Source organism: Pantoea sp. AN62, assembly GCF_050432985.1.
Lineage (GTDB): Bacteria > Pseudomonadota > Gammaproteobacteria > Enterobacterales > Enterobacteriaceae > Pantoea > Pantoea brenneri.
Genome location: NZ_JBNPYB010000002.1, coordinates 287,400 through 310,932, shown reverse-complemented (window position 1 = coordinate 310,932; position 23,533 = coordinate 287,400). Strand labels below are relative to the sequence as shown.

Sequence of the window (23,533 nt, the reverse complement as noted above, 5' to 3'; positions counted from 1 at the left end):
GAACTTTTGCTTTGCCACGGAATGGTCTGTGTTGTCGGGAGGATGCGTGATCTGATCCTTCAACTCAGCAAAAGTTCGATTTATTCAACAAAGCCTCATCAACGATAACAGCAGCGTGATCTTTGACTCATCCACCACAGTGGAGACAGTAATTCCGCATCTGAGCGATAAAAATATCCTGGCAGTTACCAACTCGCTTACAAATGCGAACCGGCTGGCTAGAAATAAAAAATGCGACATCAAAATATTGCCGGGAAACCTTCATAAAGAACAAATGTTCCTGTACGGAAGCGAAACCATACAGAAAATTGAAAAGTATCACGTTGATTACGTTTTGCTTGGCGTATTCGCCATTTCCGATAAAGGGCTTTTTATTCATACAGAAGAAGAAGGTCTCGTCAAAAGGCAGATGGTTATGCAGGGCACAACCGTTATTGCAGTTGCAGATCACACCAAAATCAACACAACGGGATTCTTCAAAGTTTGTGATTTATCGTGGATCAATTATCTGGTGACAGATGAATTGCCGGAAAGCAGTTTTATCCAGTCGCTGCAGGACAATAACGTCGAGTTGATACTGACAAATACTTAAACGTGAGGTAGTACAACATGGTTTCAAGGGCAATCCAGTACGGGCCGACAGCTGCACCTGTTAAATTCACTGAAGTTGAACCTGTCTTTCTGTCTGATGAAACAATTCTGGCGCGGAAAGAGAAAATTCTGGAAGGCATGGAGAATGAAGGTTTCGATACTCTGATAATTTATGCAGACAAGGAGCACGGGGGGAATTTCGAATATCTGACCGGCTTCATTCCTCGCTTCGAAGAAGGTCTGCTGCTACTGGATAAATCAGGTGACTGCACGGTGATTCTCGGTAACGAGAACCTGAAGCTAGCCCGCTTCTCGCGTGTTCCGGTATCACTGGTGCACAGTCCATTCTTTTCCCTGCCAAACCAGCCCATGGAGAATGAAGTACCACTGGAAACCATTTTTAGCAATGCCGGTCTCAATACCAATAAGAAAGTGGGTCTGGCAGGCTGGAAAATGTTTACGCCAGCCGCCGGAAATGGGCGTGATTATTTCGATCTACCGTACTTTATTGTGGATGCAATAAAAAAAACACTCAATAAAGAGGCGGTGCTGGAAAATGCTGTTCACCTTTTTATTGGCGGCCACAGCGGGGCACGAGCAACCTGTAATGCCAATGAAATTGCCCATTATGAGTATGGTGCCAACCTTTCATCTAACTGTATTCTTGACGCCCTCAACGCTGTTGAGCCTGGCATTAGAGAAGTAGAATTGGGGGCTCTTCTCGCATCTGAAGGTCAGTACAATACCGTAGTCACGATTGCCGCAACAGGCCAGCGTTTTGATAAAGCTAATATTTATCCGACATATAAAAAGGTCCAGTCGGGCGATCAGCTTTCGATTACCACAGGATTCAAAGGTGGATTGTCAAGCCGTACTGGCTTTGTGATCGCTGAAGAAAGTGAATTGCCGGAGTCGCAGAAGGACTATCTGGAACGCATGGCAAAGCCGTACTTTTCAGCGGTTGTCGGTTGGCTGGAAAATATCAAAATAGGCATGCCCGGCGGCGCGCTTTACGATCTCATTCAGCAGATTTATCCTAAAGAACGCTACGGCTGGCATCTGAATCCGGGGCACCTCGTTTCTGATGAGGAATGGATGTCATCCCCCATTTTTTATGGCTCCTCAGAGCAGCTTAAAAGCGGCATGATTATGCAGATTGATATCATTCCGTCTGTTCCCGAATATACCGGTGTCAGTGCCGAAGAATGTATTGCACTAGCAGATGCTCAGCTCCAGCAGGATATCCGGAAAGCTTACCCGTCAATGTGGAATCGTATTGAAACGCGCAGAAAATACCTGCGTGAAGAACTGGGCATTAACCTCAGTGAGGAGGTCATTCCACTATCCAATTCTGTTGCTTATCTTCGTCCTTTCTTTTTGAAAAAGAATTTTGCCTTACGCTGTAGTCGGTAATGAATATGACGTAAAAACTGTATTGAGGTGAAAAGTACTATAGGTCCTGCATAATGAGTATGTCAGGAAATCATCCGAACATAGTTGAGTCGGGTGAACAGGCGTTTTATCCAGAGCTATAAAATCCAACTGAAATTTCTGTACAGCACACAACATTCATATACTTATTATTGGGTGTTGCGTGCTGTATTCTGTATGCTGGCTACTAAAGATAAAACCTACTTAATATTAACGAACTGTTCCAGAGGTGTATTATATTGCCCACTTAAGTTGTGCTTTTGCAGGCATCTCTATGAACGCCGGGGTGATTATAGAGATGCCGCCACACAGATCATTCATATAACTCTCGAAGCGATTGTTATTTCATAAAGCCAGACTGCAGCAAGGAATAGCAGAAAAAAGGGGCTGAACTGCGGCAGCTAATCGCACCCACACTAATACCGAACACCATCGTAAAAATTTATTCTTGATCATACCAGTGAAGGTATTTCGGTGCTGCAGGAAACAATAGACCTATGCAGATCATTTTGTCATCCGGTCAGGTTTTAATCTGACCGGTCAGCCAGAATTTTTTATAACGAGCCGGCGGTATGCCGACAAGGTTATGGAATATGCGATGGAAATTATTGACATTATCGTAACCGACAGCGTTAGCTATTTCAGTTATGCCGGACTCGGTACTTAATAATAAATTTTGTGCTTCACCAATACGACGGCGAGTCTGATACTGCTTCGGAGAATAACCAGAATAGTCTTTGAAGGCGTGGGACAAATAAAACTGATTCATATTCAACGTAGTGGCTATAGACATCAGCGCAATATCTTCCTTATAGTGGTTATCTATATACTCTTTAACGCGCTGTCCCAGCAGAATAATAGGCGTTTCCTGCTCGTGTTTATGCTCCAGCCATAAATTCCGGCAGATTAAAATCAAGACGCCCAGCAGATTATTGCCAATTTCAGCGCTGTACAACTGCTTGCTGCTGACGTGCGACCACATCAGATCAAACAGCTGACCTATCTCATCATAAAACTCACCGCAAGGTATTACCGGCGACTGTGTGCGGGGCGTGAGAACATTCACAGGTAAACCGTCTACTTTCAATTGCTCAACGCCACAGCTATAAATCAATAAGTCTTCCGTTGCTGTTGGGGTTTCGTCATGCAACACATTGGCGTTAAACACTATCAGGTCACCTTTTTTAACGCTGTAACCCCGGCCGTCTATGTTATAGACACCGCTGCCGCCACGAATGAACATGAGTTCGAAGCGGTCGTGGTGCTTGTGCATCACCCGTGGAATCGCCGCCTCACTCCCTTCAGCTTTACAGATAAATGTAAGACGAGGTCGCAGACCGGTTTCAAACCCGCGTGAAGAACAATGTTCATTGAGGCAAAAGGTCAGCATAGGATGCTCCTGTTATCAGATCGCTATTGTTACATTACTGAGCGAACCCGTAATCATCAATGTTGCTTTTTACAATAAATTAACTTACTGATAAATAATATATTTTAAATATTTTTTGGCATGCAACTGCAGGTTGTTGTGATCCAGCGGTGTAAAGCTGAATATCAGGTTGATCTTCGTCACAGTTTAAATCGCACTGTAGCCAGGCCTGGCGAAAAACGGGAGCCTGTGCCGAATTGTCAAAACCCTACTAATTACAGGGGTTAAACAGACAAAAAAATAAAAAGTCATGAAATTTGCTATTGCTAAGCGTGCCGCATTATTTGACGAGCAGACCAGCTAACACGAGGCTTTATTCTAATCTGCTGGTAGTGAATAAAGATGTTTTTATTCTATTAATTCAGCGTGAAAGTTTCTTCAGGGAATGTTTTTAACTCTCTTCATTCTTGCTATGTCAACGTATAAACCACAGGTTGTGACAATCGTCACCTGAAAAAGGGTTTTTCCTTCGCAATTTTTGATCCTCCGCACGTGGCAGAATGCAGTATCTCAAGGTTGCTGGTATTTAAAATTCTGTTTGATATAACTTCATGGCAACGATAAAGGTGTGTCGAATATTTGATTCATAGACATGAAAAAATAACGTTTCTCTGTATTAAAAAATATTCACTGATATTCAGCTAAATATTATGAGCCTGTCGCGGGTCATTAACTGGCTTGCAGTGGCTTACCTTACAACCAGATGGAACAGATATGTACAATAAAACTCACCTGCAAAACCCTCAAAGAATGAGGATGATAACTGTCGTTTCTACCATTGGTGGTTTGTGCTTTGGCTATGATACGGGCGTAATTTCCGGTGCCTTGCTCTTCATGAAATATGATTTAAACCTGACTCCGACTCAGGAGGGTTTTATTACCTCATTTCTGTTATTCGGTGCAGCGCTGGGCTCCTTATTTGGTGGCTATCTCTCCGATAAACAGGGCCGCAGAAAAAACCTGCTTTGGGTTGCGATCATTTTTATTTTTGGTGCATTAGGGACTGCCTTTGCATGGGATGTGCCGTCAATGATAGTGGCGCGGTTTATTCTGGGATTAGCCGTCGGGTGTGCCTCGGTAACCGTACCAATATATATATCTGAACTGGCACGTGCCGATCAGCGAGAAAGAATGGTTACGGTCAACGAACTGATGATTGTCACCGGTCAGTTCCTTGCCTATTCGGTCAATGCCGCCATCGTCAATCTCTATCCTGAAATGCAGCACAACTGGCGCATTATGTTAGCCATACCGGCACTTCCTGGCGCCTTATTGTGGATTGGAATGCTGATGATGCCGGAATCCCCACGATTTTTTGTCCGGCGGGGCGAGACGGATAAAGCAAGAAAAGTCCTCAAAACGTTACGTTTGCCGGAAGAGGTGGAACGCGAAATAAAAGAGATACAACAGATAGTCAAAGCCGATGAGGTGAAATTCAATCTATTCGCCGAATTAAAACATCGCTGGGTGGTTCAGCTGGTGTTGATTGGCTTAATGATTGTACTGGCAACGCGCGTCACGGGTGTTAACACCATCATGTATTACGCCCCTACGGTTCTTAAAGCGACCGGCCTTGGTGACGCCGCCGCCGTGACGGGGGCGGTAGCTAACGGCGTTATTTCGGTACTGGCGACGTTACTGGGTATCGCGTTAATTGGTAAACACTCTCGTCGAAAAATGTTCTTTACCGGTCAGGCGGGCGTGACCGTCAGTCTGGTACTGATTGGCGTTGCGTTTAAGCTTTTTTTTCATACCGAAACCATCAATGGAAGCGAAACCCTGCAGGCTAATTTTGCGCATGCTCCCTACATTATTCTCGGCCTGATGCTGCTTTTCCTGGTATTTATGCAGGGCTGGATCGCGCCCGTTTTCTGGCTGATGTTAGCAGAAATCTATCCGTTAAGAATGCGAGGCGCAGGCATGGGGTTCGCGGTATTTGGTCTGTGGATGTTTGATTTCATGATTCAGTCGATATTCCCCTACCTGTTAAGTCATTACGGCGGTGGAATGACCTTCGGCTTCTTTGGTGCGGCTAACGTCATTATGCTGACCCTGCTGGTGAAATATCTGCCCGAAACCCGTGGCCTGACATTAGAACAGATTGAAAAGAAATTTCGCTTTTAACGCCACTGTAATAGAGGATTGAACAATGACTGTCAAAATCGGATTAATCGGGTTGGGTATGATTGGCCGCGACCACCTGAAACGTTTTAACGATATTATTACCGGCGCGAAAGTTACCGCCGTCTGTGATATTAACCACGCTGCTGCCGATGCGATTGCCAGTGAATATAACGCGACTGCGTTTTATGATGCAGAGGCAATGATTAATTCTGATCAGGTTGATGCGGTATTTATCTGTTCAATTGGTCCGGCGCATAAAGCACAGATCCTGGCGGCTTTTAACGCCGGTAAACCGGTATTTTGCGAAAAGCCATTGACGCCAACCGCGGACGAATCCAGAGAAATTATTGATGCTGAGGTTAAAGCGGGGAAACGGCTGCTGCAGCTTGGTTTTATGCGCCGTTTTGACCCCGGTTATCAGGCGCTGAAGCAGGTAATTGATAGCGGTGAACTCGGCGATATCATGCTGATTCACTGCGCGCACCGTAATCCCTCAGTACCTGAAAGTTATACGCTCGAAATGGCGATTAATGACTCCGCCACCCACGAAATCGACATTGTTCGCTATCTGTTGAATGAGAATATCATATCCGTTCGGGTCGATAAGCCGCGCAAGAAAACCCGCCGTGCGCTGCCACATTTACAGGATCCGCTTATTGTCATTTTTGAGACGGAATCAGGGGTGCACGTGGACGACGAACTGTTTGTGAACTGTCACTACGGTTATGACATCCGGTGTGAAGTGATCGGTGAAAATGCCATTGCTGCGTTGAACGAACAACAGCTCATCGCCACCCGTTCGCTAAAGGGGCATGCGCAACATATCGCTCAGTCCTGTATGGAACGCTTTACCACAGCCTATGATCGCGAGGTGCAGCACTTCATCGATAACATTCATTCAGGTAAAGAGATGAGCGGTCCTTCCTCATGGGATGGCTACGTCGTTGCCCTGGTCTGCGATGCTGGCCTGGCGTCTCTGAAAGACGGGGAAAAACATGATGTGCTTATTCCGCAACGGCCGGTTGTATATCGTTAACCCTTTCCTGCGCGCAACTAAGTGAGGATTGAACCATGTTACGACTGACGGAAGAGGCATTGCATTTACAGTGTCGGGCAGCGGATAAAACCGAAGCGATAAGGATTGCGGCAGAAGCATTAGAAAAATCGGGTTACGTTAAACCAGGTTTTTTTAATGGCATGATGGCCCGGGAAAGGAGTGTCCCGACCTATATAGGTGCCGGAATTGCGTTTCCTCATTGTGCAAAGGAGAACCTCGATCTGGTTATTAAAACCGGCTTCCAGGTTTTTCAGTTTCCCAACGGCGTAAGCTGGGGAGGCGGCAAGGTTGTCTTCATTGTGGTCGCCGTCGCGGCGACAGCAAATGAACATATTGATGTGCTGGCGGGTATGGCGAATCTATTGGGTGATGAAGTGAAAACGACCTTATTAGCCAGGGCTACAACAAAACAGCAATTCATCGAACAGTTTGAGAAAGCCTGATCTTAATAACAGCCGAAGGATTTAATCATGAAACTCGCACTATGTACCGATGTTCTTGCCGGTTTACCTTTTACGGCCATGCTGGATAAAGTTAAAAGCTACGGTATTAGCGGTATTGAGATGACAGCAGGCGGCTGGTCACCCTGTCCGCACGTGAAAACTGAGGAGCTGCTGGCATCATCAGCGAAACTCGAACAATTCAGACATCAACTGGCACAGCGTGAAATCCGCATTGTCGCCCTTAACTGTTCAGGTAATCCATTAGCGCCAGGTGAACTGGGAGAAAAGCATACTAAAAGCAGCTACCGGGCGGTCGAACTGGCGGGCAAGCTGGGCGTTAAGAAAATTGTGATGATGAGTGGCCTGCCGGGCGGTGGCCCCGATGATCGGGTGCCTAACTGGATCACTTCCACTGTCTCCTGGCCAGACTACATGCCCGGCGTGATTGATTATCAGTGGAATGAAGTCGCCATTCCCTGGTGGAAAAAGTTTGTACAGCATGCCAGACAGCACGGTGTAGAGCAGATTGCTATCGAGGCGTTCCCGTCCCAGCTGGTTTACAATCCTTCGACACTGCTGCGCCTGCGTAATGCGGTGGACGATATGATTGGCATCAACCTTGATCCGTCTCATCTTATAGCGATGGGTGCCGACCCCATCGCCGCTGCCCGTAAGCTCGAAGGTGCAGTTTTCCACGTGCATGGCAAAGATGCGCGTATTGAGCGCGGCCTTGCCGACATTGATGGTTTGCTCGAGTATCAGCCGGTCACTGCGACGAAAACGCGCAGCTGGAACTATGTGGCGGTAGGATGCGGTCAGGATCTGAAATGGTGGAAAGAGTTCTTTTCAGTGTTACGCATGACCGGCTATGACGGTGATGTCTCGCTGGAAATGGAAGATCTGACTATGAGCGTAGAGGCCGGATTACAAACCTCAATTGATGCATTAAACGCCACCCTGAGTCGCTAACCATACTGTGCCAGCCAGGGCAGGAGTGTTGAAGGAGATTCGTCACTCAGCATGGGCATAAAGCGGTCGGTCCTGATGGCGGAAAAGCCTGTGCGCCAGGATCTGAAACTGACGCAACGTCTGATTAGGGGAAGAACGGAACAGGGCAACAAAAGGTCATGGCATAACGTTAAGGTGATACCCGATAAGCGATTTATGTTGCCTGAAGATCGGGCAACTATCTCGCCGTGACGCTAATACGATTACCGTTACGCAATAGCAGGCGTTCGCTGGGCCGCGGGTTACCTCTGGCATTGTCCGCTTTGCGTGAGGCTCGAGCGGTAACCTCACCCGGCCGGAATCAGCGTGACGCAAGCATCGAAAGGCGAAGAGCTGACACTAAGGTTTTGCGTCAGTTTCAAGTGCAGCCAGAATGGCGGCTTCCATTTTTTGCGGAGGGGTGATCGGTGCAAAACGCCTGAGCGGTTTGCCGTTGCGTCCGATCAGGAACTTGGTGAAGTTCCACTTGATCCGACCACCCAGCACGCCGGGCAACGCATCTTTCAGGTAACGAAACAGCGGGTGCGTGGCGGCACCGTTAACCTCTATTTTCCCGAACATCGGGAAGCTCACGCCGTAGTTGATATGGCAGGTCTGCGCGATGTCATCGGCACCGCCGGGTTCCTGCTTTCCGAACTGGTTACAGGGAAAACCAAGCACCACCAGACCCTGATCGGCGTATTTCTTATACAGCGCTTCAAGGCCCGCGTATTGCGGCGTGAAGCCACAATGGCTGGCGGTATTAACCACCAGAACCACCTTGCCAGCGTAGTCGGCCATCGGGACAGGCTGGCCACGCAGACTGGTAGCAGTCAGTTGATGAAAAGGGGTCATGACGGCATCCTCAAAGCAGAATTATTTGACGTCGACATTGCAACGCCGTGCGATGCTGCACGCGCCGTGAGGCGTGGCGAGCAGCAGATATTATGACGTCAGGCTTTACGGCAAGGTCAATGACGACAGTGGTAGTGGCTTCAGTCTGGTAGAAAGCCGCCATGGCCTGCTCCCTCTGCTGCTTTCGCGTGATTAAAACACAGGAGAGCCATACTGCTAGCGCCGGACATAAAGGCGACCGGGACTCACCTGCGCCCCGGAGTTTAACGCACCCTCATCTGACCCGTATCCATTTTTGCCACCAAACCTGGCATTTTTCCCTCATCCTGCTGCTATGTGTCTGGAACGGAGGTGAGCTGCTCGACGCTGTTTTTTGCTGGCTGCTGAGTAGAGGCAGGCCTGGCATTGTGAAGAGCTAACAGCGACATTCTCAGGCAACGTTGCTCAGTATCTGTTTTGCCTGAATGTAATCGTAAGAGGTCACTTCAATCTTGTTGTCACTAAGATCGCTAAAGTACACCGACATAGAGATATCGTGGTCATTTATGGTGAAAGGGATTTCATTGTGTTTGAGGCGGGGTAATAGGGTGCTGAAAAAGGTGGCTTCCACGCCGAACGCCATCGTATGGCCAGGATGCTGAGATTTTCTGAGGAAAAGAGAAAGCGATGCGCCGTGATTTCTTATCACCAGCGGTCCACCCTGTTTGAACCAGAAGGCGAGTGCGTTATCGCGTGAAAATCCGAGGATCTCTTGATACCAGCGCTCTGCGTGCTCAATATGGTCAACGTAGACATGTATATGATCTATATTAGCTATCTTCATAGTTTTCCTCCCTGATGGTTATTATCGACAATACTCGCTGAAGCATTGTTGATAAACAACCTGCAAAGGATCGGATAGCTCTAAACCCGCCGACGCGATTAAGCGGCCAGGCGATTAAGGTTGAAATTATTGTCGTCAATTTATCTGAAGCAAAGCATTTCTCATCCGTTAGCTTACGGCTGATAATCAATGAGTTTTGTCCAGGCGGATATTAAAATCACAGGGTCTTAACGATAGCTATGACAAAGCCGTCCCATCCCTTTTCGCCCACAGTCTGTATGGCGGTGGCTTCGAGGCGCTGATCCTCCGATATCATTTGAATAAACTTGCGGAGCCCTTTTACGTTAGGATCTTCATTATCGGCATCAAGGACTTTACCGCTACGCACCGTGTTATCGCCAACAATAACCGTACCAGGTTTCGACAGTTTGATTGCCCATTCCAGATAATGTGGGTTATTCACTTTATCGGCATCAATAAAAATAAGATCAAAGGGGCCGCTAAGCATGGGCAAGAGATCCAGTGCAGCACCCGTGAGCAGTTTAACGCGCTCAGTAAGTCCTGCCTTATCTATATTCTGACCGGCAACTTCAGCATGATGCTTATTGAACTCAAGGGTCGTTATGCTTCCGGTTGGGGGTAGCGCTCTTGCCATCCAGATCGTGCTGTATCCTCCAAGCGTACCAATTTCAAGCACCTGTACAGCACGTGTCATCCGGATGAACACTGCCAGCATTTTGCCTTGTAATGCAGATACATCGTGTGTCGGTAGCCCTTTCTCTGCATTGTTGGCGAGCGCATATTTTAAGTCTGAATCTTCAGGGGCAAGCTTTTCAGCAAACCAGGCGTCGACTTGTGTCCATCTTTCTGAGTCCTGGGAGGGATAATCAGGGATTCGCATAAAGCATCCGTTCTCCATTAATCATTTTATAATCAGTTTAGCTGTATATTGTTTCAGTTTTTAATATGTCAGATCGGCTACAGATTCAAAATCTGTAAGGACCGCCACGTTTACCTTGATCCTGGTTCGCATAGTCCTGACATCAGACAGACCTGTCACAGCCATCAGCATCCAGGCTGTTTGCCGTCTTTTTATATATGGGGTTGTGTTCTGACTGGGCGGATAAATCATTAAAAAACATGGCCGCCGGATCCCGGTCAGGCCCTGCACGTCTGGTTAAAAGGCTGCAGTCACTGCACGGCCCCGCAGGTGAGCCGTGCAGCAGACGCTTTATTCAACAGTGACAACGATTTTACCTACCTGACCGTTTGCTTCCATATAACGGTGCGCATCAGCAATCTCATCGAACCTGAATGTTTTATCAATTACCGGTTTAAGTTTGCCGCAACGCAGGCCGTCGGTGACGAAGCTCTTTGCTCGCGCCATTTTTTCCGGATCGGTGGTAATTTCGAACAGCTCATAGCCACGTAGGGTGAGGTGTTTACCAAGAAGTTCGAACACCGGTACCTGCATATCACGGCTATCGAGCGCGCCATACTGAAAGAACAGTCCCTGGGGAGCCATGACCTGCATCAGCTTTGCCACGTCCGGGCCGCCTACAGGATCAAAGACAATATGGGCACCCTGATCATTCGTCAGGCGATTGATTTCAGTGACCATATCCTGTTCTGCCGTGGCGATAACGGCGGCTGCCCCGGCTTTAATCAGCATCTCACGCTTCTCGCTGGTGCGGGTCAGGGCCACAGGATTTGCGCCCAGCATATTGGCTATCTGAATGGCTGCCAGCCCAACGCTACTTGAGGCTGCGCGGATGATGACATTCTGTCCGGCCTGTAAATTACCGTACTCAACCAGCGCACCGTAAGCGGTTACGTACATCATCCAGCTTGCGGCGGCCTGTTCAAAGGAGAGATTTTCTGGGTGTTTCACCACCGCATGTACAGGTGCGTTAACCCGTTCGCCATACATGCCGTATTCACTGAACATGAACGACGGGATCACGCTGACTGCATCCCCGCGCGTAAAACCGTCGACGTTTTCACCGACTGCTTCAACCACGCCAGCCGCTTCATAACCCAGACGCGCCGGGAATTCGGGTTCGATCACATACTGACCAGTGCGGTACATAATTTCCGCCCGGTTAACACCTATTGCCTTTACGCGAATCTGAACTTCTCCTGCAGCCGGTGTCGGCACCGGTACATCAACAATTTCCAGAACCTCGGGACCACCGGTGCGGTTAAAGGTAACAACTTTAGACATTTTCAGACCTCGTCAGTTAGCGGGATAGCTTACGGGTAGCGCAGAGCGCAAACCCGATTCATCTGCGACTAATCTACGTGGTTGTCATCGCTGTAAAAATAGTCGTTGAGGAACGACAGTGTTATTAATCCGGTAACAATCAGCGGCCTCAGTAAACCTGGCTGGCAAAAACCTTACCGGAGCAATATCATCACCTGGAAACCCGCACAGGTCTGTCGTGTCGTCCGCTCTATCCTGCCGTTTCACTTGCTCCGTTGGCTGAAAATAAATCAGGCAGGAAAGTTGTCGTTGCCCGGCCGGTGTGAATGCGGGTCGGGAAGCTTTACCGCAATACGAAGGCCTGTAATAAGCCAGATTATCCATCGACGGACAGGCCTTGTTTCTGCTCCTCATGCCATATTGTTTTCCACGCGGTTGATTCCGGACTGAATATACCGCTAAATCCCGGATTAGATTTATACACGTACTCCAGAAATACCGGCTGCCTGAATCCCGCTTTGGTCACGATACTATGACGGTGGTGGTAGAGGGTTTTTATCGCGCAACCCAGCTGTCTGGACAGGTCCGGCAGACTGACACCGGCGATAAAAAAGGGCAGCAGCCGACGCTCCGTCAGCGTCAGGCTGACCGGTCTGACACGATCTGCTCTTATCCGGGATACCGACTGCTCGGCAATTTCTCTGATCATCTGCGCAAGCGAGCTAATATCCTCTGTCTGTGACAGGATCCTGTCACCCCGGCTCGTTGCCGGGAAAACCCGCCCGGTATGTTCCTGAGTCAGCCAGACCACAGAAATATCTTCCCGACAGGCCCGGAGGCTGTTGAACGTCAGCCATTCGCCCCGGAAAAATATCAGGCTGTCCACGGCAACGATGATGTTGCGGGCTTTCTTCACCTCCCGTGGCATATGTTGGCTAGCATAGTCCATCCTCAGGCAGGTCATCTCTGGCAACAGGTCACTCAGACCCGCAAATAACCAGTTATTTTCGGTCATCACAATAAGAAGAGGTTTATCCATCATATTAAGCTCCCTGATGTACACGTATTCAAAACAGCCTGCTATTTCCATGCGACATAGCGACACAGCAACAGGATTAGGCCGGTAAATGTTATATTTACAGACTGAATTCTTCGGCTCTTCGCTATTGCATAATGGGCTGTAAAATTAAACCTGCACAGGCATGAATATTTATAATAAATATGGCATCGATAGGTTTGTCTGTATCAGTAAAAGACAAGCCCAAAAGAATAAACTACCTTCGGGCCTGTACAGAATTATAGCCTGTTAAACAGACGTGCTGAGAGACGACATCTGACAGTATTAATGCGCTTTCATGAATTCTATGATTGTCTGCAAACCGTTATTATTATTTTTATGATATTGCAGCGACAAAATCGATCCCCAGAACATTAACCGGTATGGCGTAATCTCTTCGGGCAGCTCCTCAAGGGTTTTGACATTGAAAAATACCTGGAATCGCTGATCGAGTGTCTGTCCCACTGACTCCCGCAGATCTTTATCCGCAAACGTCGCCTGCCATATTTCCATGATCAGAACCAGCGGATTGTGCAGCGGCTGTTGCTGCATAAACTGGATTAACTCCAGGATACGTGTCTTACAGTCTGAGGTGGTACTGGCCGGTATCTGCTGTAAAAGCAGGGGGATGAGTTCATTTAAGAGATCATATCGGCCAGTGGGAAAATGATAACGCAGGGCACCACGAGTGACGCCGGCCAGTTCGCAAATTTTATTCTCACTGAAAGCGACATAACCTTCCTCAGCAAGGATATCTCGTGCCGCAGCTAACAGTTTCTTTTTGGTCTCATCCGCATTACGGCGGATCATCTCCATCTTCATCAGCATTACACTCCGGATACATTCAGTTTGTTGTCATACGGCCAGGCAGGCACAGAGCAGCAGAGGCTGACCAGTTCACGGGTCCTGAGCAGAAGGGGACTGTTCAGGATCGCGTCACTTTCCACCTCACTCTGCTGCATATCAGCCATTAGCGGATCTACCGGTGTAGCGATAGCCGGTGCAGAGCCCGGTTCACTTTGCAATCCCCTGGCATAGCGCGTCATCCCGGCTGACAGGCTCTGCAGCAGACGACGGGCAAGCGTAACCGCCTCATGCTGATCAGCATCGCCGGCAGACCGCGCATACTCGTTTTCCAGTCTGGAAATTGCAACGTGGATTTCACGCAGTTTACCCAGCAAAGTCTGACAGGCTAGCGTCAGATCTTCATTATCGTTGCTGCGCCAGTTGGGTTCGAGCGCCACCTGGGCCAGTAATTTTTGTGTGGCATCCAGTTTAAACCAGCCTTCAGCCTGGCTGTTGGTTTTCCCTTCCACCAGGCTCATTCTTGCCGCCATAGATTCAAACAAGCCCGCCAGGGCATGACGCAGTGTTCTTCCCTCCGTTTCCGGCCAGATCAGGCTGTGTATCAGGGTCGAAACCGTAATGCCCAGTAAGATACCCACCAGTCTGTCGCGAATCTCAGACAGGTCCGGGTGGGGAGAAAAGCTTGCAAACATGGCCAGCGAAAATGCGAACAAAATCTGAACCCCGGCATAGCTGCTTCGCTCGGAGCCGGCCGTCACCCAGCCGCTGAGAGCGATAGCGGGTATCACCATCAGCAGCAGCCCGGTTATTGAGTCGATGTGAGGCAGGATAAAGATTGTGCAGAATAACGCCAGCAGACTGCCGACCAGGCAGCCACCGATCCGTAGCAGGCTTTTATGAACTGAGGCGCCAAGGCCGGGTACGGCAACAATGATACAGGTGAGCATCGAGGTATGAATGCCAGGCCACTGGACGCTGGTATAAAAGATATAACAGAGGGCAACTGCGAGTAATGTCTTGATGCCGTATTTAATATAGTCATATGAAAGCGCTGCTTTCGGCCGGGCAGTCGCGGGAAGCGTGTCACCTGATTGCTGAGGCTCGCTGCGTTGTGCGTCCAGCAGGGAGACACTGCGTAGCGCACTGTACATTTCCTGAAGACAGGCTGGCAGGGCGTCAATTTGCGACCGATCCGCCGGCTCAGGAAGATAGCGCCGGTTGTCCCGCAAACACTGAAGAAAGGAACGGCACTCGACGGCCAGTTTGCGGCAGTGATCGGAGGCCGTGTCGGTTAAGCCGCCGTGCAGACTGGCCAGCTGACGTGAGGCAGAATAAAGCCGTTCAGCGGTGGCGATTTCGGCGAGGTGCTTTTCCTTATTGGCGCGAAACGGCTGCGACCGCATGATGGAGAACTTGAGACAGCTGTGTAACGTCAGCACACTGGTCTGGATCTCTTCCAGCGTGGCTGGCGTCGTTGGCTTGCCTGCAGCTGCTGTTTCCAGCGCCCGGCGGGTCGCCGTCATGATCCTGTCCAGCTCCTGCTGCAACTGTCTGACCGGCTCCACCGGCAGCAGCAGCGTATTAACGATATGCGCCACCACAGTGGCATAACAGCCGGCCACCCACGACCACAGACAGTTACGCAGCAACATTTCGCCATCTGAACTGAGATCGACAAAGCTTTGTGCGTAGGTGATGGTGATAGCGACGGCAAAATAGAGAAAGCCCCATTTTCTGGAAGATCGCATCTGATACAGCAGAATAAGCAACGCAACAGAGACGCTCAACAGACGGAGCATCGGCACATCAATGGTGAATTTCAGGATAAGGATCGCCGCCGCGACTGCCGCGGTATTCACCAGCAGGAACAGCGGAAATATCATCCGGGTTAATACAATATTTTTCTGGGTGGCAAAAAAAACCACCAACAGAGAATAGGCAAGCTGCGGGACGCCCAGCGTCAGCGAAGTGATGATGACGATGACGGAAGAAAGCAGATACCGCAGCATGGCATTATAACGCCCGGGGAATCCCCTTAACTCCTGCTGCAAAAAACGAAGCAGAGCACTGGTTTTTCCGCCGGTGATGGCTGGCGTTGTCATGCTGCAATACCCTTCCTTTCATGTCGCAGACGGCCGGAATGCACTTTCACTACCGCAGAGGTTCCCATTCTGAAAAGCCGACGGTCAGGAGCTGTAATGCGAATGCGTACCGGGAAGCGCTGGGCAACACGCACCCAGTTAATATTGCGGGCAACACTCGGTAAACCACCCTGTAACGACCCGCCATCATCGGGATAAACCCCATATCCAATGGAGTCTACGGTTCCGCTAAAATGCTTTCCGGTATCACTCATCAGATAAACATCGACGCTGTCACCGTTGTGAATATGTTTAAGTTCAGACTCGCGGTAGTTTGCCACCACGTACCAGTTCTTACTGTCAATCAGGGTAAAAACAGCCTGTCCTGTGCTGACGTACTGACCGCTGGTGGTTTTTAATGAGGTGACACGGCCTTCAAACGGCGCCCGGATAACGGTATGTTCCAGATTAAATTCGGCGGTGGAGATATCTGCTTTGATGACTTCACGTTTCGCAATCAATGCCGCTACGCTGCTGACCGCAGCATTAGCCTGTTCAGCTTGCAGTCTGGCTGACTGTAACTGCGCCGCCGATGCACGCTGCCGGGCTCGCGCCTGATCCAGAGATTCCCCGGAAACGTAGTTTTGTCCGCGCAGCGCGTCCATTCGTCGCAGGGTAGCCGCATCCTGCTCAGCCGTAGCGCGGGCGGCATCAACCCGTTTTACTGCCGCCTGTGCATTGAACTGCTGCGCACTGACGTCGCGCTGGGTAAGAATAATTTGCTGCTCCAGCTGGGCAAGGTTTGCCTTTTCGCGTATTAAGGCATCGTGATAGGGACGAGGATCTATTTCGAATAAAATATCTCCCTGACGAACAAGATCATTCTCTTTCACCGGCATTTTTATGATCACCCCGTTAACCTGAGGGGCGATGGTTATGGTATCAGCATAAACATAGGCATCATCAGTGCCGGGTGTCTGATCAAATACCCAGATTAACCAGAATAATATTGCCAGCGTAAGCACTGACAGCGCCAGAATAAACCGCCGCTGTCCCGCGCCATTTTTTAACTGAATAGACATCTGTTTTCCATGGTTAACAAATTGAGATTAATAAAAAAACAGGATCCACAATCCCATTGAGAAAAGGGTGATCAGCAGCGGATAAGTCAGGATATAAGGTGTGAGCCACGCATTTTTCCCATACCGGGTTAGTGACAGGTATATTGCCGCTGAGATCAGGCAACCACCGGAAATGCAAAATAACCAATCCGGGAAGTACGCGCCCAAAATATTGACCGAGGGAGAGTGCGCTGCACAGCCACTTAGCTGAAAGATGACGGCAGCCAGCAGAATTTTTCTGTATTTCATAAATAAATGCGTCATTGAATTTTCACATACCCTATATCAACCCGACGTCGACATACAACCATGTATTTAGTAGGTGTATTCGGTGCCTCGGGCAAGGCTGTGACGCTTTCTGGCACTAACAGAAGGCGTCGTATGGCGTCTTTCAGCCGGACAGAAAGGTGAGGGACAGCGCTAATTCAGACGTCTGGTTTGCTGGCTGAGAAGGGGGTTTTTACGGGTATTTGCGGTCCGGTCAGGCGGCGGTGGACACTGCTGACGGCAGGTTAGCTGCTGATAAGGATACCAGACGCAGGCGGGTTTGGTACGGCTGGCGGGATCGAAGCCAGCAAGTAATGATAACGACTCATTGCTCCCCCCTCCCTGACGAGCATCACCGTGTGAACGGCTGGATTATTTGCTGCAGCCTGACAGGCTTCACGCCCGTCAGGCATTAATCTCACGCCCCATTCTCTGCTAATACCAGACCTCTGACAGTGTTGATGTCAGGTTGATAATCACAGTGAATTGAGGCGCATTTGTGAAACGATATCGACTTACCAGCCCATGCGCCGCAGTAATGGCTTACCTTTACGCTGATGCTTAACGACGGCTAAAATATGTCCGATTACCAGCAGCGCCAACATCATGCAGGAAATAATATGCACCTGATTAAAAACGGTCGTAATCCCGGGGTCATTAATCGGTTGCGGTAACACAATCAGGTCAAATACGTTAATCGGTTTTTCCATCATCATTACGCCCGTAATCAGGACTAAAGCAATATTGCTGTAAAGCAGGAAGTGTCCGGCTGCAGCAAGCTTTTCTTCTTTATGACTGAGGAGATTATCGCCAGGTTTTCCGTGGCGCCATGCAAACCAGATCCTTAATATGAAGAGAGGGATATAAATTGTTGTAACGGAGACATTGATAAATCCAATCCAGCGTGCGCACTGCGGAGAGTGATGAAATAATGCAACATAGAATCCACTGAGCGTGGCCCAGATGATAATAATGGCGGAGATCCAGTGCAACCAGATCTGCGGTAATGAATAACGCGGTGACACAAGGTTAATTCCCTATAACTAAATTTCTTAAGTGCATCCATGACACCTTCAATAAACACTGCCGTGGAAATTGGGCGCGCACTTTAAGCAATGGACAGAAGGGTGGCTATAAGATCATTCTTATAAATAAATATCCCGATTTACTTTATTTATCCGCAGTTAATCACCCCCGAAAAGAATATTTAGTGCCAGATAAATTAAGAGAGAAAATATTATTGATCAACTCAGGCTGTATTAAAAATTATTCTATTGAGTCTTAATTTCGTATTAACAGCCGGATCGCTGAAGTGGCCTTTAACGTCCTGTTGCTCTTGGGTAACTGCCTGAAGTTAAAGGCCTTAAACGATGCCAGTCAGCTTTATAATAAATTACGCCGGGCACAGGCTCAGGCCGCGCCTTATCGCTTTTGAGCCAAATCTGACAAGCCTGACGCCTGCTGGTTCCCTGTCTGGCTATGCTGTTTAATATCAGGAGCTGAGATACGCGAATAATAGTGCTTTGGCCGTTAATTATCGGACCACGACCGGGAACAGTCAGGGAGCAGGATATTTTGCCACGTTGCCGGAATATTCTCATTGGGCAGTGACCTGATTCTTAAAACTCCCGGTACGGGCAGCAGCAATATCATCAGGTGTTTCCTGAACAACAAACAATCAAACGCTATGCCCTATGATTTACGTGGTTTCGGCCGCTCTTCAAAGCCTGCTGACCAGCCTGATCATGCTGGCTCTGCTAAAAGAGCCAAGGCAAAAGATTGTATTGAACTGATGAACCAGCTGGGTTTCAGGCAGTTTGCGCTGGTGGGACATGACAGAGGAAGCTATACAGCCTACCGAGCTGCGCTGGATTATCCTGACCGAATCACTCGCCTTGTCGTACTGGATTGCATTCCCATACTCGAAGCCCTGAACCGCTGTAATGAGAAATTTGCGCGGCAGTGGTACCACTGGTTCTTCTTTGCTCAACCCGAAAAACCAGAGCGGGCGATCCTCGCCGATCCGGACAAGTGGTATGGAGGCCAGCCCGAAACCATGGGAGATGAAGAATACAGTGAGTTCAGACGAGCCATCCACGATCCGGAAACGGTACATGGGATGATTGAGGACTATCGCGCCGGTCTGGGTATAGACAAAGAACACGAACTTCATGACCGTCAGAGCGGACGGATGATTGCATGCCCGACGCTCTGTTTATGGTCAAAATATGACGATCTGGAGGCGTTATATGGCGATATAGTGGGGATCTGGAAAAACTGGGCAGCCGATGTCACGGGTAAAGCCATCGCGAGCGGTCACCATATGGCAGAAGAGGCACCAGACGAATTAACAGCTGAACTCCGTCATTTTCTTTTACAGCAGGTGCCACCCTGAAATAACCTCTAGCTGCCTCTGTGACACATAATCGACCGATCGCTGGTTTTTCCACGAGAGTGCATGACTTAACCCTCAGGGGATTATTCAACTATCAGGCTCACCGATTAAAGCGGCGAGCCTGATTATTATTAACGCATCACTTTGACATCTTCCAGCGTGACCAGGCTTTCAGGTTTACCACTTATTTGCGTCGCGACCGGGACGAAAATATTGAGGTCCTGCAGCCAGGCAAATTTATCACTGCTACCCGGTTGCCCTTCGTCAGTTTCATCACACTTAACCAGCAGATATTTCCCACTAAACTCAGGTGAAATTTCATGCGCATCCCCCTGATCGGTTACGTCGCAACGTAACGCTGAAGCAGTGACTTTCTTATCGGCATCAATGCTTTCCCATTTCGCCTGATAGTGTTGTCCGGTCACTAACGGGAAACGCAGATCCGTCTGCAACGTGTTAAGCCGCGAAGCACCATTACTGATGGACATTGTGAACTTCAGCTGTAGCTGATTAGCCAGCGTTAAACGTTGCACCGTCCAGATACCATAGTCTTCCAGTTTGCGTATATAACCATCTGCTTGTGCATCCAGCTGTACTTTAACCTTACCCAGAGCGCTGACCGTGGTATAGCGAACCTGCTTAAAGCGCGGAAGCGCCCAGGGTTTAATCAGTGACTGTGCCTGATGCTCAATGGCTGCTGAAAGAGGGAATTTACTCAGCCACTGCGGATTATTATTGCTCAGATCGGGCATTGTTGGCCCCATCAGCTTTGATGCTGGCTTATTAGCCGCAGGGACAAAGTGTCCTTCGGCTCTGAAAGTTTTCCCTGCGGGTAACTGGCAGAGTTGCTCAAAGCGTTGGGTCATTTGGCCGTCAATTTTGAAGCTACTCTTGCGACGAATGATATCAGCAGTGATGAGTGAATCGGTAACGCGGCCTTCACTGTCGACGTTCATTGCAGCCACAGCATCACCCTGATGGGTTTTACAGTTATACAGGTAATGCTCAATTTTTAATTCAAGCGGGGCGTCATAAGGCGGTTCCCAGATGATATCTGCAAAGTCATATCCCATGCGCACCGATAAAATATCACCAATATGCTCAATGCTATTCACATCGACAAGGTTGGTAGTACCGTACTCAGACGTGGCTGATAATTTTTCCCAGCGTGCCTCTTTTATGGGTAACTGACAAACCTTGCGAATATCCTCTGCCGTCATTTGACTGTCATCCTGTGCCGGCGCATAGCGGAGGTAACTATTGCCGTAAAAGCGAGCTTTAGTAAGCCCGCTCTCATTCAATAAATCCTTGTACAGAAGCTGTGCCGTGCCGTGCTTACAATCAACGGATCGCCATTGCTGAGCTGTTTTTCCATTATTGAAGTTTAACGACACCATGTAATTCACACGATCGTGGATTTTGGTGACCGAAAAGGGGTTAGTTTTGCCGCCGGTCAATACAGGATTATCCGCAGCCTGAACCAGAGAAAAGGGCAGCAGCGTCAGAAAAAAAAGTGGCCGGATTAAAGGGCGTACACAGTACATACATGTTCCTTCATATAGTGTAAGAAAGGGAGTTATCGGCATCAGAAGCGGGATCGTTAGTGTTACGCGCCAGAAAAAACAGAGTGTGCGGTTGCTGCCGCCACTTCTGCACAAAATTGTCCGCCGCTTGTCGTGCCGTGAGCTACCAGAAAAAAGGATTTCATTGCGGCAAACAAACGGAGTGCGTCATCAGCGACATTGCATTATCAGCGACATTGCATTGTTTCGGTCGGCTTGTCATTCAGTCAGAACAGATAATTATCTGTTCGCCCGGCTAAGCGAAACCGTACAACTTTACCTTTGTTGTGAATATACCAATCGGCGTCCGCGTCTGGCCTTAAGCGGACGTTAATATGCTTCAAAGATTTGCTCTGATTACTGCTGCTATTATGACCGATATTCAGAATCGTATACCCGAATGAATAGCATTTTTAGCGATACGGCAGAATGATTGTTCTGAATCAGTAGTGCGGGCGAGTGAGTGAAACACCATCTTTCCGCCCTTCGCTTTAAATTTTTTCTGGTGCGATTCCCGCTTTTTGCTTTCGGCATTTTCTGCCGTCCCGGTTAAAGAAAATAGCGCATCTGGCTGGCTCAAATCATTGATCCACTATACTGACCAGTGAAGTTGTTATTTCACGACGAGACTGTTCACGATTAATGAATTAATACTGACCTCACCATGACGATCGGGAGAACAAAATGCAAAAGAGTAAAACCCTTAAAGGTCTGATAGCCGTATCGCTATTCGCAGCAATGTTCAGCACTGTCGGCGTGCAGGCAAAGACAACGACCAGCGCTGCGGACGCTGCTATGCAGAATGGATCGAAGGCTAAGCTCAGCGCCGGCGACGAAAAAGCGTTGAAAGACATGGCACAGGCCAATATCAATGAAATTGCCGCCGCAAAGATCGCCCTGACTAAGGCTGAAAGCAGCAAAGTCAAAGCGTTTGCCCAGCAGATGGTTAAAGACCATGGCGACGCCCTGAGCAAAGTACAAATGGTCGCCCAGCAAAAGGGTGTGACCTTGCCGACGGAGCCGGACGCCAAACACACGGCGATGGCCGCCACGCTGGAAAAGCAGAGCGGCGGCGCGTTTGACAAGATGTACATGGAAAATGCCGGCACCATGGATCACAAGATGGTGCTGTCGAAGCTGCAAAGTGACGCCAGTAAGATCAAGGATCCGGATGTGAAGGCGCTGGCTGACGCGCACATTCCGGTAGTTGAGCAGCATCTGAAGTCCGCTCAGCAGATGGCGATGTAAGTGGGCAGAACAGGAGCAGTTATCAGGTTGTCCGGTGGGCAATGTGCCCTGCGGGCTGGGCAACCGGCCATCAGCGGTATCGGGCCGACACTGGCGATACGCCAGTCGGACTAAAAGCCCGGCCTGCCGCCTGAGAAAGCCCGCCAGAGCGGTATTTTATTGCCGCATACACCACTCATCGCGCGTCATCTCCCACAGTTGATAGTCCAGCAGACCGGCGACATAGGCTTTCTTGCCGGTTTCAATCAACCGCATTCCGGAATGACGTGAGATTGATACCGAGCCGCTATTGATCGCGGCTTTCGGCACCCGCATCACCGGCCGGCCCAGCGTCCTGAACCAGAAAGCGTTCACCGCCTGGCACGCTTCCGTCATAAAGCCGTGCCTCTGCCATTCCGGCACCAGCCAGAAACCCCGGTTATCATTTTCCTGATCGCGCAGTTCAATAAGACCGATGAGCTGTTCAGGTTTTTCCTGCCGCCTGATGGTCCAGCACCAGGCCTGTCCGGCCTGCATCGCGGGTAATGCGATATTATCGACGTAATCCTGCGCGGCGCCGTCGGGGTAGGGCCAGGGTATGGCAGCCGTCAGATAACGCACAATTTCCCACTGCGGGAACAGTACCTGAATAGCTGCTGCGTCGTGACGCTGAAGCGGTTCGAGCAGCAGCCGTTGAGTCTCAAGCTGTGGTGTCATGCTTCCTCCATGTTGCGGTTTACCCTTGCAATGATGTTGCTATGCCAGCGCGTGCGTTTCAACCTGTAGGTTGATTATCGAGCCTGGCAGCGTAAGCCTTATCGCCTAACAGACTGCACGGTGCAGTCTTAACCATTATCTGCCTCGTCAGCTGAATTTTTGATTTGTCTCTGAAGCCCTCAAATCTGGCCGGTGATGTCAGCGGTTCTTTGCGTCAGCGTGCGGATCGCGCTGGCAATGACCGGGAAGCCTCGTCTATGAACATTTGCCCGGGCTGCTTCAATGCTGGCGTTTAACGAGATCAACCTAATCTGGGCGGCGATAAAGTCGGCGGGCATGGCGCAGCGCCTTACGCG

The 23,533-nt window shown here is 49.3% G+C and carries 23 protein-coding genes; 8 read left to right on the top strand and 15 right to left on the bottom strand.

Annotation, left to right across the window (positions count from 1 at the left end; genetic code table 11):
* The first annotated feature begins 82 nt into the window (after positions 1–82).
* Positions 83–592 (top strand): DeoR/GlpR family DNA-binding transcription regulator, encoded by a 510-nt coding sequence (locus tag FHW04_RS04400; protein WP_089562213.1) that lies wholly within the window; start codon positions 83–85, stop codon positions 590–592.
* Positions 593–609: 17 nt separating this feature from the next.
* Positions 610–2,004, top strand: coding sequence for a M24 family metallopeptidase (locus tag FHW04_RS04395; RefSeq protein ID WP_094106270.1), 1,395 nt, complete (start codon positions 610–612; stop codon positions 2,002–2,004).
* Between the two features lie 538 nt (positions 2,005–2,542).
* Here FHW04_RS04395 and FHW04_RS04390 read toward each other — a convergent pair.
* On the bottom strand, positions 2,543–3,412 hold the full coding sequence (locus tag FHW04_RS04390; protein ID WP_089562214.1) for an AraC family transcriptional regulator: 870 nt from the start codon (positions 3,410–3,412) through the stop codon (positions 2,543–2,545).
* A 753-nt stretch (positions 3,413–4,165) separates the two neighbouring features.
* Between FHW04_RS04390 and FHW04_RS04385 the strand changes: the two genes are divergently transcribed.
* From FHW04_RS04385 to FHW04_RS04370, 4 genes are read left to right on the top strand one after another with little or no spacing between them, the layout of a single operon-like run.
* Positions 4,166–5,575: a sugar porter family MFS transporter gene (locus FHW04_RS04385; RefSeq protein ID WP_089562215.1), complete on the top strand. Its 1,410-nt coding sequence runs from the start codon at positions 4,166–4,168 to the stop codon at positions 5,573–5,575.
* 25 nt (positions 5,576–5,600) lie between these two features.
* A complete protein-coding gene (locus FHW04_RS04380) occupies positions 5,601–6,611 on the top strand; it encodes a Gfo/Idh/MocA family protein (protein WP_089562216.1) in 1,011 nt (336 codons plus the stop codon).
* Between the two features lie 35 nt (positions 6,612–6,646).
* Positions 6,647–7,075 (top strand): PTS sugar transporter subunit IIA, encoded by a 429-nt coding sequence (locus tag FHW04_RS04375; RefSeq protein ID WP_094106269.1) that lies wholly within the window; start codon positions 6,647–6,649, stop codon positions 7,073–7,075.
* A gap of 27 nt (positions 7,076–7,102) precedes the next feature.
* Positions 7,103–8,044 (top strand): sugar phosphate isomerase/epimerase family protein, encoded by a 942-nt coding sequence (locus tag FHW04_RS04370; protein ID WP_089562217.1) that lies wholly within the window; start codon positions 7,103–7,105, stop codon positions 8,042–8,044.
* 378 nt (positions 8,045–8,422) lie between these two features.
* On the opposite strand, the gene FHW04_RS04365 is transcribed toward FHW04_RS04370, so the two are convergent.
* From FHW04_RS04365 to FHW04_RS04320, 10 genes are all read right to left on the bottom strand, one after another.
* The gene (locus FHW04_RS04365) at positions 8,423–8,917 is read right to left on the bottom strand and encodes a glutathione peroxidase (protein WP_069729977.1); all 495 of its coding nucleotides are present in this window, start codon (positions 8,915–8,917) and stop codon (positions 8,423–8,425) included.
* A gap of 430 nt (positions 8,918–9,347) precedes the next feature.
* Complete coding sequence (locus FHW04_RS04360; RefSeq protein ID WP_069729976.1) at positions 9,348–9,740, bottom strand: VOC family protein; 393 nt, start codon at positions 9,738–9,740, stop codon at positions 9,348–9,350.
* A 217-nt stretch (positions 9,741–9,957) separates the two neighbouring features.
* Positions 9,958–10,641 carry an O-methyltransferase gene (locus tag FHW04_RS04355; protein ID WP_089562219.1) on the bottom strand — a complete coding sequence of 228 codons (684 nt, stop codon included), beginning with the start codon at positions 10,639–10,641 and terminating at the stop codon, positions 9,958–9,960.
* 330 nt (positions 10,642–10,971) lie between these two features.
* Positions 10,972–11,964: a zinc-dependent alcohol dehydrogenase family protein gene (locus tag FHW04_RS04350; RefSeq protein ID WP_089562220.1), complete on the bottom strand. Its 993-nt coding sequence runs from the start codon at positions 11,962–11,964 to the stop codon at positions 10,972–10,974.
* A 355-nt stretch (positions 11,965–12,319) separates the two neighbouring features.
* Positions 12,320–12,985 carry a helix-turn-helix transcriptional regulator gene (locus FHW04_RS04345; RefSeq protein WP_069729973.1) on the bottom strand — a complete coding sequence of 222 codons (666 nt, stop codon included), beginning with the start codon at positions 12,983–12,985 and terminating at the stop codon, positions 12,320–12,322.
* A 300-nt stretch (positions 12,986–13,285) separates the two neighbouring features.
* On the bottom strand, positions 13,286–13,828 hold the full coding sequence (locus FHW04_RS04340; protein ID WP_031375203.1) for a TetR/AcrR family transcriptional regulator: 543 nt from the start codon (positions 13,826–13,828) through the stop codon (positions 13,286–13,288).
* Positions 13,828–15,816, bottom strand: a complete 1,989-nt coding sequence (locus FHW04_RS04335; protein WP_158087035.1) for an FUSC family protein — start codon at positions 15,814–15,816, stop codon at positions 13,828–13,830. Before FHW04_RS04335 ends, FHW04_RS04340 begins: the two co-directional genes overlap by 1 nt.
* 89 nt (positions 15,817–15,905) lie before the next feature.
* On the bottom strand, positions 15,906–16,970 hold the full coding sequence (mdtN, locus tag FHW04_RS04330) for a multidrug transporter subunit MdtN (RefSeq protein WP_089562222.1): 1,065 nt from the start codon (positions 16,968–16,970) through the stop codon (positions 15,906–15,908).
* A gap of 27 nt (positions 16,971–16,997) precedes the next feature.
* Positions 16,998–17,273: a YtcA family lipoprotein gene (locus FHW04_RS04325; protein WP_202966903.1), complete on the bottom strand. Its 276-nt coding sequence runs from the start codon at positions 17,271–17,273 to the stop codon at positions 16,998–17,000.
* A 518-nt stretch (positions 17,274–17,791) separates the two neighbouring features.
* A complete protein-coding gene (locus tag FHW04_RS04320) occupies positions 17,792–18,301 on the bottom strand; it encodes a cytochrome b (RefSeq protein ID WP_089562223.1) in 510 nt (169 codons plus the stop codon).
* Positions 18,302–18,876: 575 nt separating this feature from the next.
* On the opposite strand from FHW04_RS04320, the gene FHW04_RS04315 reads away from it, so the two are divergent.
* Positions 18,877–19,671: an alpha/beta fold hydrolase gene (locus tag FHW04_RS04315; protein ID WP_227021904.1), complete on the top strand. Its 795-nt coding sequence runs from the start codon at positions 18,877–18,879 to the stop codon at positions 19,669–19,671.
* 131 nt (positions 19,672–19,802) lie between these two features.
* On the opposite strand, the gene FHW04_RS04310 is transcribed toward FHW04_RS04315, so the two are convergent.
* A complete protein-coding gene (locus FHW04_RS04310; RefSeq protein ID WP_094106268.1) occupies positions 19,803–21,215 on the bottom strand; it encodes a hypothetical protein in 1,413 nt (470 codons plus the stop codon).
* A 400-nt stretch (positions 21,216–21,615) separates the two neighbouring features.
* Entirely contained in the window at positions 21,616–21,813 is a 198-nt protein-coding gene (locus FHW04_RS04305) for a hypothetical protein (RefSeq protein ID WP_128088254.1), read from the bottom strand.
* A gap of 104 nt (positions 21,814–21,917) precedes the next feature.
* Between FHW04_RS04305 and FHW04_RS04300 the strand changes: the two genes are divergently transcribed.
* Complete coding sequence (locus FHW04_RS04300; RefSeq protein WP_031375197.1) at positions 21,918–22,481, top strand: DUF4142 domain-containing protein; 564 nt, start codon at positions 21,918–21,920, stop codon at positions 22,479–22,481.
* A 156-nt stretch (positions 22,482–22,637) separates the two neighbouring features.
* Here the strand turns inward: FHW04_RS04300 and FHW04_RS04295 are convergent, their stop codons facing one another.
* Entirely contained in the window at positions 22,638–23,177 is a 540-nt protein-coding gene (locus FHW04_RS04295) for a GNAT family N-acetyltransferase (RefSeq protein ID WP_089562224.1), read from the bottom strand.
* Positions 23,178–23,356: 179 nt separating this feature from the next.
* On the bottom strand, positions 23,357–23,515 hold the full coding sequence (locus FHW04_RS04290; protein ID WP_227021903.1) for a methyl-accepting chemotaxis protein: 159 nt from the start codon (positions 23,513–23,515) through the stop codon (positions 23,357–23,359).
* Positions 23,516–23,533 lie beyond the last annotated feature (18 nt).